Origin of the sequence: Pseudomonas sp. P5_152 (assembly GCF_033989915.1) — a bacterium.
Lineage (GTDB): Bacteria > Pseudomonadota > Gammaproteobacteria > Pseudomonadales > Pseudomonadaceae > Aquipseudomonas.
Genome location: NZ_JASFAH010000002.1, coordinates 2,007,371 through 2,020,490, shown reverse-complemented (window position 1 = coordinate 2,020,490; position 13,120 = coordinate 2,007,371). Strand labels below are relative to the sequence as shown.

General features: G+C 59.7%; 12 protein-coding genes. 6 read left to right on the top strand and 6 right to left on the bottom strand.

Going from position 1 to position 13,120, the window contains the following annotated elements:
- Positions 1-294 precede the first annotated feature (294 nt).
- From QMK50_RS09100 to cyoE, 6 genes are all read left to right on the top strand, one after another.
- Complete coding sequence (locus QMK50_RS09100; protein ID WP_095168917.1) at positions 295-804, top strand: disulfide bond formation protein B; 510 nt, start codon at positions 295-297, stop codon at positions 802-804.
- An 818-nt stretch (positions 805-1,622) separates the two neighbouring features.
- Entirely contained in the window at positions 1,623-2,558 is a 936-nt protein-coding gene (gene cyoA, locus QMK50_RS09095) for a ubiquinol oxidase subunit II (RefSeq protein ID WP_095168916.1), read from the top strand.
- 3 nt (positions 2,559-2,561) lie between these two features.
- Positions 2,562-4,592: a cytochrome o ubiquinol oxidase subunit I gene (gene cyoB / locus QMK50_RS09090; RefSeq protein WP_095168915.1), complete on the top strand. Its 2,031-nt coding sequence runs from the start codon at positions 2,562-2,564 to the stop codon at positions 4,590-4,592.
- A 3-nt stretch (positions 4,593-4,595) separates the two neighbouring features.
- The gene (locus QMK50_RS09085; protein ID WP_095168914.1) at positions 4,596-5,222 is read left to right on the top strand and encodes a cytochrome o ubiquinol oxidase subunit III; all 627 of its coding nucleotides are present in this window, start codon (positions 4,596-4,598) and stop codon (positions 5,220-5,222) included.
- On the top strand, positions 5,223-5,555 hold the full coding sequence (gene cyoD / locus QMK50_RS09080; protein ID WP_095168913.1) for a cytochrome o ubiquinol oxidase subunit IV: 333 nt from the start codon (positions 5,223-5,225) through the stop codon (positions 5,553-5,555).
- 11 nt (positions 5,556-5,566) lie between these two features.
- On the top strand, positions 5,567-6,454 hold the full coding sequence (cyoE, locus tag QMK50_RS09075; protein WP_320332982.1) for a heme o synthase: 888 nt from the start codon (positions 5,567-5,569) through the stop codon (positions 6,452-6,454).
- A gap of 683 nt (positions 6,455-7,137) precedes the next feature.
- Here the strand turns inward: cyoE and QMK50_RS09070 are convergent.
- The 6 genes from QMK50_RS09070 to QMK50_RS09045 all read right to left on the bottom strand — a co-directional run bounded on the left by QMK50_RS09070 (position 7,138) and on the right by QMK50_RS09045 (position 13,033).
- Positions 7,138-7,842 carry a hypothetical protein gene (locus QMK50_RS09070; protein WP_095168911.1) on the bottom strand — a complete coding sequence of 235 codons (705 nt, stop codon included), beginning with the start codon at positions 7,840-7,842 and terminating at the stop codon, positions 7,138-7,140.
- Between the two features lie 92 nt (positions 7,843-7,934).
- Positions 7,935-8,762 (bottom strand): ABC transporter permease, encoded by an 828-nt coding sequence (locus QMK50_RS09065; RefSeq protein ID WP_159997861.1) that lies wholly within the window; start codon positions 8,760-8,762, stop codon positions 7,935-7,937.
- 8 nt (positions 8,763-8,770) lie between these two features.
- Positions 8,771-9,637 (bottom strand): ABC transporter permease, encoded by an 867-nt coding sequence (locus tag QMK50_RS09060; protein WP_095168909.1) that lies wholly within the window; start codon positions 9,635-9,637, stop codon positions 8,771-8,773.
- Between the two features lie 10 nt (positions 9,638-9,647).
- The gene (locus tag QMK50_RS09055) at positions 9,648-10,760 is read right to left on the bottom strand and encodes an ABC transporter substrate-binding protein (RefSeq protein ID WP_320332981.1); all 1,113 of its coding nucleotides are present in this window, start codon (positions 10,758-10,760) and stop codon (positions 9,648-9,650) included.
- 89 nt (positions 10,761-10,849) lie between these two features.
- A complete protein-coding gene (locus QMK50_RS09050; RefSeq protein WP_095168907.1) occupies positions 10,850-11,941 on the bottom strand; it encodes an ABC transporter ATP-binding protein in 1,092 nt (363 codons plus the stop codon).
- Between the two features lie 186 nt (positions 11,942-12,127).
- Positions 12,128-13,033 carry a LysR substrate-binding domain-containing protein gene (locus tag QMK50_RS09045; protein ID WP_095168906.1) on the bottom strand — a complete coding sequence of 302 codons (906 nt, stop codon included), beginning with the start codon at positions 13,031-13,033 and terminating at the stop codon, positions 12,128-12,130.
- Positions 13,034-13,120 lie beyond the last annotated feature (87 nt).

Here is a 13,120-nt window from a genome sequence, read left to right as displayed (position 1 = left end):
TTGTGGGAGCGGGCTTGCCCGCGATGAGGCCGGCATAGCCAACATTTATGCCCCCTGACCCACCGCCATCCCGGGCAAGCGGAGCGCCGCCTGGCCTGGTCCCACAGATTCACTGTGCGAGCTTGCTCGCGATGGCGTCATGCGCGTCAACACAGACTCCAAGGGTTAATCCGCTGTTAATACCCCCCACCGTTAATTCCCAGCGAAAGGTCCGACACCACGCCACGTGCTGCATACGCACGCCTGGCGTGTAAACTGGCGGCCATAGCCTGATTTATGACGAAGGAAACGGGAATGAACGAGGATTCGATGCGCCTGGGCCGTGAGCGGCGCTTTCTGGTGTTGTTGGGCATCATCTGCCTGGCGCTGATCGGGGGCGCGCTGTACATGCAGATCGTGCTGGGCGAGGCCCCGTGCCCACTGTGCATCCTGCAGCGTTATGCATTGCTGCTGATCGCTCTCAGTGCGTTCGCCGGCGCGGCCATGCGCACCCGACGCAGCATCACGGTGTTCGAGACCCTGGTGGTGATCTTTGCCCTGGCGGGGGCGGGCACCGCGGCCCATCACGTCTACACCCAGTTCTATCCATCGGTGAGCTGCGGTATTGATGTCCTGCAGCCGATTGTCGATGGCTTGCCACTGGCGAAGATCTTCCCGCTGGGCTTCCAGGTCGACGGTTTCTGCTCCACGCCTTATCCGCCGATCCTCGGCCTGTCGCTGGCGCAGTGGGCCCTGGTGGCCTTCGTCCTGACCGTGGTCCTGGTGCCGCTGCTGGTTTCGCGCAACCGCAAACAGCTGAACTGAGGCCGACACCCTCAACCACCGTCGTTGCACAAAAAACGCCCTGGTCCTCGAAAGAGGCCGGGGCGTTTGACGTTTCAGCGCGCCAGTAAAAAGTTCGTGATGTGGGGCAATCGAGGGTGCGGCGAGTGTGCGACATGTTGTCACAGCTCAAGTGTCGCAACTCATTTCAAGCTTCGTATTTTGGCATGAAAAGATACAAAGATCTGCCCGGCACCGGTCTTGGCCAAAAGCCAGCAAGAATGCCGCGACAGGCAGTTTTAACAGGCTCCGGCGAATCGCCACAGGCCTTGTGAAAAGGGGGCTTTGGCGAGCATGGCGGACCGAGCTTGGGCCTGGAAGCTGTCTGAACTGCGCACAGTAGGCCTACAATTTTTGGGGTTCTTGTTGAGAATGAATCGCGATAAAATCGGCAATCTTTACAGGATTGGTTAATGATTGTTGCCGTATCCGATAAAAATTATTTCGAGATGAGACATGGTTTATAAAACGTTACATATCTACAATCGCCCGCACTGAAATTCCGGCACTGCTCACCCCTGAGCAGAGAAGGGTGGTCGAGGAGCGGTTCGATAGCTTCGTGCGACCCCAGGTGTCGGTGCCTTTCCAATTATCCGCACCAAATGGAATTGGTCTGTAACAAGGCCTTTGACCACGAATTCGAATAAGAACTCACCGCTGGCCCAGGATGTGTCAATCAGCGTTTAACGCGTGACGGGCAAGCCCTTATTCAATCCAAGAAAAATGCCAACCCTTGGCAGGGTGAAGTGTTGGCGATCGAAACCCAACTGCATTGCGCAAGCTGCTTTAGAGGTCGTGAGATGAGTAAAAACAGGTACCCCAGACTACTAGGCTTATTGCCGCTGCTCGGCACGCTGTTGCTGGGAGGCTGCAACATGACCTTGCTCGATCCCAAGGGCCAGGTCGGCCTGGACGAGCGAAACCTGATCATCACCGCAACGCTGCTGATGCTCCTGGTCGTGGTTCCGGTCATCGTCATGACCTTCCTGTTCGCCTGGAAGTACCGTGCGTCCAACACCAGCGCCACCTACACGCCCAAGTGGAACCACTCCACCAAGATCGAAATCGCAGTGTGGGCTGTCCCGGTTCTGATCATCATTGCCCTGGGTTACGTCACCTACAAATCGACCCACGCCCTGGACCCGTACCGTCCGCTGGAGTCCGACGTCAAGCCGGTGACCATCGAAGTGGTCGCGCTGGACTGGAAGTGGCTGTTCATCTACCCGGAACAAGGCATCGCCACGGTCAACAAGATCGTGTTCCCGGCGCACACGCCAATCAACTTCAAGGTGACCTCGGACGCCGTGATGAACTCGTTCTTCATCCCGGGCCTGGGCGGCCAGATCTACGCGATGGCGGGCATGCAGACCAAGCTGCACCTGATCGCCAACCAGAACGCTGAAATGGACGGTATCTCCGCCAACTACAGCGGCGCTGGTTTCACCGGTATGAAATTCAAGGCAATCGCCACCACCCAGGAAGAGTTCGACGCCTGGGTAAGCGAAGTCAAAAAGGCACCTAAACAGCTTGAACAAGCTGAATACGCAGCCCTTTCCAAGCAGAGCCAGAACAACCCAGTCGAGCTCTACTCCTCGGTTACGCCGAACCTGTTCCAGATCATCGTCGACAAGTACGAAGGGATGAAACCGGGTCCGAAGGTCAAGCACGAGAAGAAAGAGAAAGAAGTGGCCGCTACGGACATGGAATCGCATTCAGCTGCCGGGGCAGAGGAGTAAACGATGTTTGGTAAATTAAGTTGGGAAGCGGTCCCGTTCCACGAACCGATCGTGATGATTACCATCGCCATGATCGCGCTCGGTGGTCTGGCGCTGTTCGCTGCAATCACCTACTTCAAGAAGTGGACCTACCTGTGGACCGAGTGGTTGACCTCGGTCGACCACAAGAAAATTGGCGTGATGTACATCATCGTCGCCATGGTCATGCTGCTGCGCGGTTTTGCCGACGCCATCATGATGCGTACCCAGTTGGCCATGGCCACCGAGGGTTCGCCGGGCTACCTGCCTCCTGAACACTATGACCAGATCTTCACCGCTCACGGTGTGATCATGATCATCTTCATGGCGATGCCATTCTTCACCGGCCTGATGAACCTTGCAGTGCCGCTGCAGATCGGCGCGCGTGACGTTGCCTTCCCGTTCCTGAACTCCTTGAGCTTCTGGTTGCTGGTTTCCGGCGTGGTGCTGATCAACCTGTCCCTGGGCGTTGGCGAATTCGCCAAGACCGGTTGGGTTGCCTATCCGCCGCTGTCGGGCCTGCAATACAGTCCGGGCGTGGGGATGGATTACTACATCTGGGCGCTACAGCTATCCGGGCTAGGTACGACGCTGACGGGGGTCAACTTCCTGGCTACCGTGCTGAAAATGCGTACCCCGGGCATGAAGCTGATGGACATGCCGATCTTCACCTGGACCTGCACCTGGGCCAACGTCCTGATCGTCGCTTCGTTCCCGATCCTGACCGCTACCCTGGCACTGCTGACGCTTGACCGTTACATGGATTTCCACATTTTCACCAACGAACTTGGTGGCAATCCGATGATGTACGTCAACCTGTTCTGGGCCTGGGGTCACCCCGAGGTGTACATCCTGATTCTGCCGGCGTTCGGGATCTTCTCCGAAGTCATCTCGACCTTCACTGGCAAGAAACTGTTCGGCCACCACTCGATGATCTACGCTTCGGGCGCGATCTCGATCCTCGGTTTCATGGTCTGGCTGCACCACTTCTTCACCATGGGTTCGGGTGCCAGCGTCAACGCCTTCTTCGGCCTGGCGACGATGCTGATTTCGATCCCCACGGGTGTGAAGCTATTCAACTGGCTGTTCACCATCTACCAGGGCCGCCTGCGTTTCACCAGCCAAGTGCTGTGGACCCTGGGCTTCATGGTGACCTTCGCCATCGGCGGCATGACCGGCGTACTGCTGGCCATCCCGGGTGCTGACTTCGTCCTGCACAACAGCCTGTTCGTGATCGCGCACTTCCACAACGTGATCATCGGCGGCGCCGTGTTCGGCTACATCGCAGGTTTTGGCTTCTACTTCCCGAAAGCGTTCGGCTTCAAGCTGCACGAAGGCTGGGGCAAGGCTGCATTCTGGTTCTGGATCACCGGCTTCTTCGTCGCATTCATGCCGCTCTACGTCCTGGGCTTCATGGGCATGACCCGTCGCCTGAACGCCACCACCAACCCGGAATGGGTACCGTACCTGTACGTCGCCATGTTCGGCGCCGTGATGATCGCTGTCGGCATCGCCTGCCAGTTGATCCAGCTGTACGTCAGCGTGCGTGATCGCAACAAGCCAGAAAACATGTGCGAACACGGTGACCCGTGGAATGCCCACACCCTGGAATGGTCGACCTCCTCGCCACCACCGTTCTACAACTTCGCCGTACTGCCAAAAGCCGATGTGATCGATCCGTTCACCGAAGCCAAGGAAAACGGTACTGCGTACCAGGCGCCAAGCCGTTACGAACCGATCCACATGCCAAACAACACCGCCACCGGTGTGGTCATGGGCGCACTGTTGACAGTGTTCGGTTTCGCGATGATCTGGCACATCTGGTGGCTGGCCGCCTTCGGTCTGGTCGGCACCGTGGTGTACTTCGTGATCCACGCTGCGCGTGATGATCAGGGCTATATGGTGCCGGTCGACGTGATCGAGCGCATCGAAGCCGAGCAGCACAAGCGTCTGGTAGCGGCCGGGAAAGTTCCAGCCACCGCCACCCGTGTTGAAACCTCGTTGGAACAGGCTTAAACCATGTCGAACTTAGTGACCAATGCTGGACACACCCATGTCGATGGACATGGGCATGATGACCATCACCACGACTCGGGCGAGATGACCGTATACGGCTTCTGGCTCTACCTGATGACCGACTGCATCCTGTTTGCGTCGATCTTCGCGGTATACGCGGTACTGGTAAACAACGTCGCCGGTGGCCCGTCGGGCCACGACATCTTCGAACTGCCGTATGTACTGGGCGAAACCGCTCTGCTGCTGTTCAGTTCGATCACCTACGGCTTCGCCATGCTGGCGTTGTTCAAGGGCAAGAAGAGCCAGGTCCTGGGCTGGTTGGCCATGACCTTCATGTTCGGCGCCGGCTTTATCGCCATGGAGATCAACGAGTTCCACCTGCTGATCTCCGAAGGCTACGGCCCTAGCCGTTCCGGCTTCCTGTCCGGGTTCTTCACCCTGGTCGGTACCCACGGTCTGCACGTGACCAGCGGTCTGATCTGGATGGCGATCATGATGTACCAGGTGCAGAAAAACGGCCTGACGGCGACCAACAAGACCCGTCTGAGCTGCCTGAGCCTGTTCTGGCACTTCCTGGACGTCGTGTGGATCTGCGTATTCACCGTTGTTTATCTGATGGGGACTATGTAAATGGCTAACACATCACATTCCCACGACGACGCCGGTCACGGCAGCGTCAAGTCCTACGCCATCGGCTTCATCCTGTCGGTCATCCTGACGGTGATTCCTTTCGGCCTGGTGATGTACCCATCGCTGCCGAAGTCGATCACCTTGTGGATCGTCCTGGCATTCGCCGTGATCCAGGTGCTGGTGCACCTGGTGTACTTCCTCCACCTGGATCGTTCGCAGGCTCAGCGTAACAACGTGATCGCGTTTGTCTTCGCCGCACTGGTAATTGTCCTGCTGGTGGGTCTGTCGCTGTGGATCATGTTCAGCATCCACACCTTCATGATGGCGAAGTGAGGTAAGTCCGGATGTCCTTTAAGCACTTTATCCAAATCACCAAACCGGGGATCATTTTCGGTAACGTGCTTTCTGTGGCAGGCGGATTTTTCCTGGCCTCGAAGGGGCATGTCGATCTGGCCATTTTCCTGGCCGCGATGATCGGCACGTCCCTGGTGGTGGCCTCGGGTTGCGTGTTCAACAACTGCATCGACCGTGACATCGACCTGAAGATGGAGCGCACCAAGAACCGGGTGCTGGTGCAGGGCCTGATCTCCCTGAAACTGGCACTGGTCTACGCGACTGTCCTGGGTGTTGCTGGCGTGGCCCTGCTGTACAAGGTGGCCAACCCGTTGGCGGCGCTGTTCGCGGTGATCGGGTTTGTCATCTATGTCGGCTTCTACAGCCTGTATCTCAAGCGCAAGTCGGTACACGGCACGCTGGTGGGCAGTCTGTCGGGGGCGATGCCGCCGGTGATCGGTTATGTGGCCGTGAGCAACAGCTTCGACATGGCTGCGCTGACCCTGCTGGTGATGTTCAGCCTGTGGCAGATGCCGCATTCCTATGCGATCGCGATCTTCCGTTTCAACGACTACCTGGCGGCATCGATTCCGGTGTTGCCGGTCAAGCGTGGGATCGAGGTGGCGAAGCGGCATATCCTGCTCTACATCCTGGCGTTCCTGGTGGCGACCTTGATGCTGACCTTCAGTGGTTATGCGGGGATGAGTTATCTCGCGGTTGCGGCGGCCATGGGCATATACTGGTTGTATATGGCCTGGACCGGCTACAAGGCGGTGGATGACACGGTGTGGGCACGCAAGCTGTTTGTGTTCTCGATCTTCACCATCACTGCGTTGAGCGTGATGATGTCGTTGGATTTCAAGGTGCCGAGTGAGTTGTTGCTGACTTACGCGCCTTGAGGTTTGCCGCTGTAACTGGAGCCCCGCCTTTGTGAGAAGAGCGGGGCTTTTTGTTGGGGGGGCATATCCGTTGCTGTGGTGATGGCGGCTAATGGTTCCGCCCTTACGGCGGGTCACTTTTTTTACAAGCGCCTAAAAAAAGTAACCAAAAAAACGCTTGCCCCAGGCGTACGGCCCCTCGCTTAGGCTCGGGGTCCCTTCGCTACGGTATCCATCCGGGGGCATCGCCTCCGGTTTGCTTCGCTGCACCTCCTCTCGATGTATGCGGCTTCGCCGCACGGCGCTCCGCGCCTCCCCCCTGATGGACACCTTCGCTCAGCCTGCCGATGGGGCGGGCGGAGCAAGATCAAGAGCTGCAGGCGAGCTAACGCTCGGCCTGTTGAGTGGTCAGGGCGGGCGAGGCGGCCTACCGGCCGGCCTGCTTTTTCTGGCTGAAACATCTCTGTGGGATAACTCTGTGGGAGCGGGCTTGCCCGCGATGGCGATCTGCACCAAACCACAGATCCCGGCAATCCCCCCAATCCCCCATAGCAGCTGTCGAGCCCGCGAGGCTGCGTTCGAGGACCTGGTCCTCGCCGCTCTTGCGCTGCGTTTTCTCCGCCGATGCGCTCGCTCACCCCAGCAAAAAGCCCCGCCTTCAAACGAAGAGAGGGGCTTTTGGTTGGGCTGGTTTTGCTCGGCGATTACTGGGCTGCGATGCTGTAGCCGGCAAACGCGGTCTGCTGTTGCAGGGCGGTGATGATGGCTTTGCGGGTGGCCGGTTGTTCGGTGCCGCTGGCGTCGAGGAAGGTTTCGTTTTCCAGTTCCAGTTCGTCGCCTTCGCCGACGAAGGTGAAGCCGAGGAATTCATAGGCTTGGCGATCGACGCTGGGTTTCGAGCGTGGGGTGCGCAGGGGCAGGGTCACGGTGAGGCCGTCCTTGCTGATGCTGAACACTTCGACTTCTTTCTTCGCGCGGGCGGCCTTGCCCTTGCTGCCGCTTGGGTTGCTGATGGCCTGGTGGGTCTGGTTGAGGACTTTCAGGGCCAAGCCGTAGACCAGCTCCTGGAAGCTTGGGTCGTCCTTGAAGCTGGACAGGATGCGGCTGATCGGGAACTTGCTGCTCAGGTCTTCGAGGGCGGCGATGTCGGCGGCCTCGGCGTCCTTGAGCTGCTTGAGCTGGCCCATCAGTTCGTAGGCCTGGTCGTCGTCGAAGCGGTCGTGGGCTTGGCGGATGGCCGTGCGCAGCTCGCGAATCTGGTCGCTTTCCTTGGAAGTGTGGAAGGCGTCCAGGACCATCTCGCTGATGGTTTTGGCCTGGGGCACGTGTTGTGAAAGATTGATGGAGTTTTCGTATTCCGCTTTGGACGACAAGGTGACTACGGATTCAGCGGTGTTGGAATCTGGCATTGAAATTTCACTACTTCTTTAAACTTGAATTGAGGCGAGAAAGCACGACGGCCTTTTCAGGCCGCCTAATCTATTGGACCGGGGCGGTGTTGTCACGGGTGTTGAAGCCTTTGCGCTCGTTTGTCGACCAGGTGCTGGACCACCAGGCGTCCAATCAGCACCAATAGGGTCAGGCTGATCAGCAGCACCGAGATGGCGGCCACGCTTGGGTCGACGTTGTCGCGCAAGCCGCTCCAGATGCGCTTGGGCAAGGTGTCGACGTTGACGCTGGTGATGAACAGGGTCACCGCCACTTCTTCCCATGACAGGGCAAAGCCGAGCAGGGCGGTGGATGCCAAGCCCAGTTTGAGGTTCGGCAGGATCACCATGAAGGTGGTCTGCATCAGGCTGGCGCCGAGGTTGCGCGACGCCAGTTCAATCCGGCGGTCGATCTGGCTGAGGGCCACGAGCATGGTCACCACCCCGTACGGCACCACCATGATCACGTGGGCGATCACCACCCCGGTCAGGGTGTCGTAGCCCATGCCCGGGGCGAAGCGGCCGAGCTTGGTTTCCATGAAGTACAGCACCAGCGCCGAAATCACCGGCGGGATCGCCATGGGCAACAGCACCAGGCCGATCAGCGCGGTGGCCAGTTTCGAGCGCATGTACCAGATGCCGAGGCTGAAGCTGGCCGCCAGCAGGGTCGCGATGATGCTGGTGGCAAAGGCAATGGTCAGGCTCTGGCTGATGGCATGGAACCAGTCCGGGTTGCTCACCAGCGCCTCGTAATGGCGCAGCGACCAGTTGCCCTCGGGCATCGACAGGAAGCGCTTGCTGGTGAACGACACCGGTATCACCGTCAGCAGCGGGAACAGCATGAACGCCATGGCGGTCACGGCCAGCAGGCGGGTACTCAGGCTTGTACGATGGGTGTTCATAGATAACCTCAGCCTACCAGGCGGTTCACACGGGTCATTTTCAGCAGGACCCAGATCAATGCGCTGACCAACAACAGCAGCACCACGCTCAAGGCAGCCCCCAGGCCCCAGTTACTGGTCTGGAACATTTGCAGGAACACGTACTCGGCGATCATCACCGTCTGCCCGCCACCCAGCAGTACCGGGGTAATGAAGAAGCCCAGGCAGAACACGAAGACCATGATGAAGGCACCCAGCACTCCCGGCAGGGTCTGGGGCAGCAACACTTGCCAGAAGGTGCGCAGTGGCCCGGCGCCCAGGCCGCGGGAGGCCATGAGGATGCGCTGGTCCAGCTGGCGCATGCTTGACAGCAGCGGGAACACCGCATACGGAATCATCACGTGGAGCATGCCGATCACCACCCCGATTTCGTTGCGGCTCAGTTGCAGCGGTTGATCGATCAGGCCCATGCCCATCAGCCCATTGTTGAGCACTCCGTTGCTGCGCAGGGCGATCAACCAGCCAAACGCCCGCACCAGCACCGAGATCCAGAATGGGATGAAGATGCAGATCTCCACCACCCGCTGCCAGAACGGCGGGCTGAACACCCAGCAGTAAGCCAGCAGGTAACCGATCACCAGGGCCAGGACGCTGACGGTCAGGCACAGGCGCAGGGTGCGCCAGAGCATGTCGTGGATGGCCGGGTCGGTGGCGATGCGTTCGTACTGGTCCAGGCCCGGTGTCGGCAACGAGAAACTCCAGCCAACCACGCCGATAAACGGCAGCACGTAGAAGATCAGCAGCAACACCGGCAGCGGGAACAGCAGCAAGCTGCGTTCCAGCGCCGGCGAACTGAACCGCGGCTTGGGTTTGCTCAGGGTCAAGGTCATGGTCATGATCGATGGCTCACTTGGACAGCCGCGTGAGGTACTGCTCCAGGGCGTTGGAGTAGTTATCGGCGTACCACTGGGCGTTGAGCGCGATCTGTTTTTTCAGGTTCTCTTCTGACGCGCAGTTGGCTTGCAGTTGTTCGGCCGACATCAGCTTCTCGGTCGCGCTGTTGGACGGCCCGTTGCCCAGCAGTTCGAAGAGTTTGAGCTGGCCTTGCGGTTGCAGGGCATGCTGGATGAACTGCATCGCCGGCTGGCTGCCCGCCGGGTTGCCCGACAGCACGGCCCAACTGCTGGAGTTGATGAAGCCGTTGTCGAAGCTCCAACGCACGCGGCCTTCGGTGTCTTCGCTGAGCAGCTTGGCGCGGGTGTGCCAGATAGCGCCCACCGAGACTTCGCCATCGACCATCAGTTGCTGGCTTTCGGCGCCCGAGCTCCAGAACGACAGCACGTGGGGCTTGATCTCGTCGATCTTGTTCAGCGCGCGCACCACGTCCAGCGGGTAGAGCTGATCGGCCGGTACGCCGTCGGCCAGCAGCGCCGCTTCGAGCATGCCGTTCATCCACTTATAGAGGGTGCGTTTGCCAGGGAATTTCTTCACGTCCCAGAAATCGGCCCAGGTTTTCGGCCCGTTCTCACCGAACTTCTCGCTGTCCCAGGCCATCACGTAGCTGAACTGGTAGCTGGCGATCCCGTGGTCGGAGGCCAGTACCGGCGCCACCTGGTCACGCTTGATCACGTTGTAGTCCAGCGGCTGCAGGATCTTTTCCTTGCCCAGGACGATTGCGCTGTAGCTCTCGACGTCGACTACGTCCCAGCTGGGCTGACCGCTGGCCAGTTGCGAGCGGATCGCGCCCTCGGTGGGGCCGGCGCCGTCGATGCGCACCTGGATTCCGGTGTTCTTGGTGAAGGTGTCGGTCCAGGCCGAGCGGAAGGCGGTCAGTGCGTCGCCGCCCCAGTTGACCACCACCAGCGGCTTGTCGGCCGACCAACTGATACCGCTGCGCAGCGCCAGGGGCACTGCCGCCAACAGGCCCATGGCCTGGATGAAGGTGCGTCGGTTGATCTGCCCGCCACGGGCCTTTTCGATAAGCACTTCAATACAGTCGCGTTGATGATCCTGGCTCATGGGCAAGTCCTCAGATGGCGGGTGTCCGTTGGGACAAGGGCCTATTGTTGTCGTTAGGAGAGAGCTTTGTGACGCACGTAATTCAGGGGTCAGGCTTGCAGCAGGAAGCTTTGCTGGACCGGCCAGCTCAGCCACACCGGGGCGCCGCTGGGCATCAGGGCCCCCGGATGATTACCGGGAACCGAGAGGTTGATCGGCAGGGCGTCGCCCCCGACCGTCAGCGATAGGTGAGTGCTGGAACCCTGGTAGACCTTGTCGGTGAGTTGCGCCGGGATCACGTTGTAGCCGTCGCGGTTCGGGCGTTCGCTGTGCAGGTCCATGTGTTCGGGACGCACCGCCAGCACGCTCGGCTGTTTGCTCAGGGGCGCGGGGGCCTGGGCGTGCAGCAGGTTGTCGCCACAGCGGCCGCTGGCGGTCGGGCCGTTGCGGGTCAGGTCCAGCAGCGGGAACAGGTTCATCTTGCCAAGGAACTCGGCGACAAACCGGCTCTCGGGGCGGTTGTAGATGTTTTCCGGAGTGTCGACCTGGGTCAGCTTGCCGTGGTTGAAAATCGCGATGCGCGATGACAGTGCCAGGGCTTCGTTCTGGTCATGGGTGACGAACACGAAGCTGGTGCCGACCTGGCGGTGGATGCGTTGCAGTTCGGTCTGCAGCTGTTCGCGCAGGTTCTTGTCCAGTGCCGACAGGGGCTCGTCGAGCAGCAGCAGGTCCGGTTCGAACACCAGCGCCCGGGCAATCGCCACGCGCTGTTGCTGGCCGCCGGACATTTCGGCGGGCTTCTTGTGCATGTGCGCGCCGAGGCCGACCACTTCGAGAATGTGCTTGACCCGACGCTGGCGTTCTTCGGCGGCGACTTTGCGGATGCGCAGCGGGTAGGCCACGTTGTCCGCCACCGTCATGTGCGGGAACAGCGCATACCCCTGGAACACCATGCCGTAGTTACGTTTTTCCGCCGAGCGCTTGATGATGTCGACGCCCTGTTCCATCAATTTTCCGGACGTCGGGCTGAGGAAGCCCGCGAGGATCATCAGCAAGGTGGTCTTGCCCGAACCGGAAGGCCCCAGCAACGTCAGGAACTCGCCTTGGCGAACGTCCAGGTCGACGTTATCCAGCGCTGCGAAGCGACCGTAATACTGGCTGATACCTTGTGCGCTGAGCTGAATCGCTGAACCGCTGGACACGATGGAGTTCCTCTTTTTATTGCCCATAAGACGTACGAGGACGGATGCAAATCCGAAATGGGCTTTGGGTTTATTATTGTTAAAAGTATCGCTACATCAATGGAATTATTTTGTGGGTATTGGTTAGTAAAATTACTCAATTACCCGCTGACTCCGCCCTATGAAAGAGCGGAGTTTGCCGCCACGTCAGAGGGTGTCTTGCCAGGTCTGGTGCGAGGACTGCAACTGAGTCTTGACCCAACTGCTAAAGGCCTGGACCACCCGCCGCTCGGCTTTTTGCGGGTCGGTTGCCAGGTAGTAGCCGCGGTGCAGGTCGATGGTGATGTCGAACGGGCGCACCAACAGTCCCTTGGACAGCGCGTCGCCGCTGATCAGGTTGTCGCCGATGGCGATGCCCTGGCCGGCAATGCACGCCGACTGCGCGCAGTGGGCGTCGGAGAACAGGATTCCGCTCATGGCATTGACACCCGAGGCACCGGCGGCGGTCAGCCAGACGCGCCAGTCCGAGTAGTCGGTCATGTGCAGCAGCGGGTAGGCGCTGAGTTCCTGCGGGTTCTTCAGGCCGCTCAAGGCGTTGATCAGGCGCGGGCTGCACACCGGGAAAAAGCGTAGCGCGACGATTTCCTCGACGTGCATTTCTGGCCAGTCGCCAATGCCGTAGGCGATAAACAGGTCGACGTTGGTGTTGTGGGTGTCGTCCGGCGACTTGGGGGAGATCAGTTGCAACTGCACCTGCGGGTACTGGCGCAGGAACGCGCCAATGTGGTGGCACAGCCAGTAAGTGGCGAACCCCGGCGCGCAGCTGACACACAGCCGTCCCGAGACTTCCTGGTCGTCAACCGGCTGGCCGGCGTCGAGCAGGTTCAACAAAATCCCATGCACTTCGCGGGCATAACGCTCGCCCTGGTAGGTCAGGCCGATCCCGCGGCCGATGCGCTCGGTCAGGGCAAACCCCACGCACTCTTCCAGCTTGCTGATCTGGTGGCTGATGGCGCTGCGGGTCAGGTTCAGTTCGCGGGCGGCGACCGACACGCTGCCCAGCCGGGCCACCGCATCCAGAGCCCGCAGGGCTGTCATCGAAGGAAAGCGCATAAAGAATCCTGTCTTTAAGGGAGCTGAGTGTTGAATCGTATGGTGACGTAAATCGAACGATTAAGCCAAAAAAAATCGATTGTTGTA

Excerpts from the sequence above, each read along its gene's own strand:
- QMK50_RS09100 (WP_095168917.1), top strand. The coding sequence starts at position 295 with ATGAACGAGGATTCGATGCGCCTGGGCCGTGAGCGGCGCTTTCTGGTG.
- cyoA (WP_095168916.1), top strand. The coding sequence starts at position 1,623 with ATGAGTAAAAACAGGTACCCCAGACTACTAGGCTTATTGCCGCTGCTC.
- cyoB (WP_095168915.1), top strand. The coding sequence starts at position 2,562 with ATGTTTGGTAAATTAAGTTGGGAAGCGGTCCCGTTCCACGAACCGATC.
- QMK50_RS09085 (WP_095168914.1), top strand. The coding sequence starts at position 4,596 with ATGTCGAACTTAGTGACCAATGCTGGACACACCCATGTCGATGGACAT.
- cyoD (WP_095168913.1), top strand. The coding sequence starts at position 5,223 with ATGGCTAACACATCACATTCCCACGACGACGCCGGTCACGGCAGCGTC.
- cyoE (WP_320332982.1), top strand. The coding sequence starts at position 5,567 with ATGTCCTTTAAGCACTTTATCCAAATCACCAAACCGGGGATCATTTTC.
- QMK50_RS09070 (WP_095168911.1), bottom strand. The coding sequence starts at position 7,842 with ATGCCAGATTCCAACACCGCTGAATCCGTAGTCACCTTGTCGTCCAAA.
- QMK50_RS09065 (WP_159997861.1), bottom strand. The coding sequence starts at position 8,762 with ATGAACACCCATCGTACAAGCCTGAGTACCCGCCTGCTGGCCGTGACC.
- QMK50_RS09060 (WP_095168909.1), bottom strand. The coding sequence starts at position 9,637 with ATGACCATGACCTTGACCCTGAGCAAACCCAAGCCGCGGTTCAGTTCG.
- QMK50_RS09055 (WP_320332981.1), bottom strand. The coding sequence starts at position 10,760 with ATGAGCCAGGATCATCAACGCGACTGTATTGAAGTGCTTATCGAAAAG.
- QMK50_RS09045 (WP_095168906.1), bottom strand. The coding sequence starts at position 13,033 with ATGCGCTTTCCTTCGATGACAGCCCTGCGGGCTCTGGATGCGGTGGCC.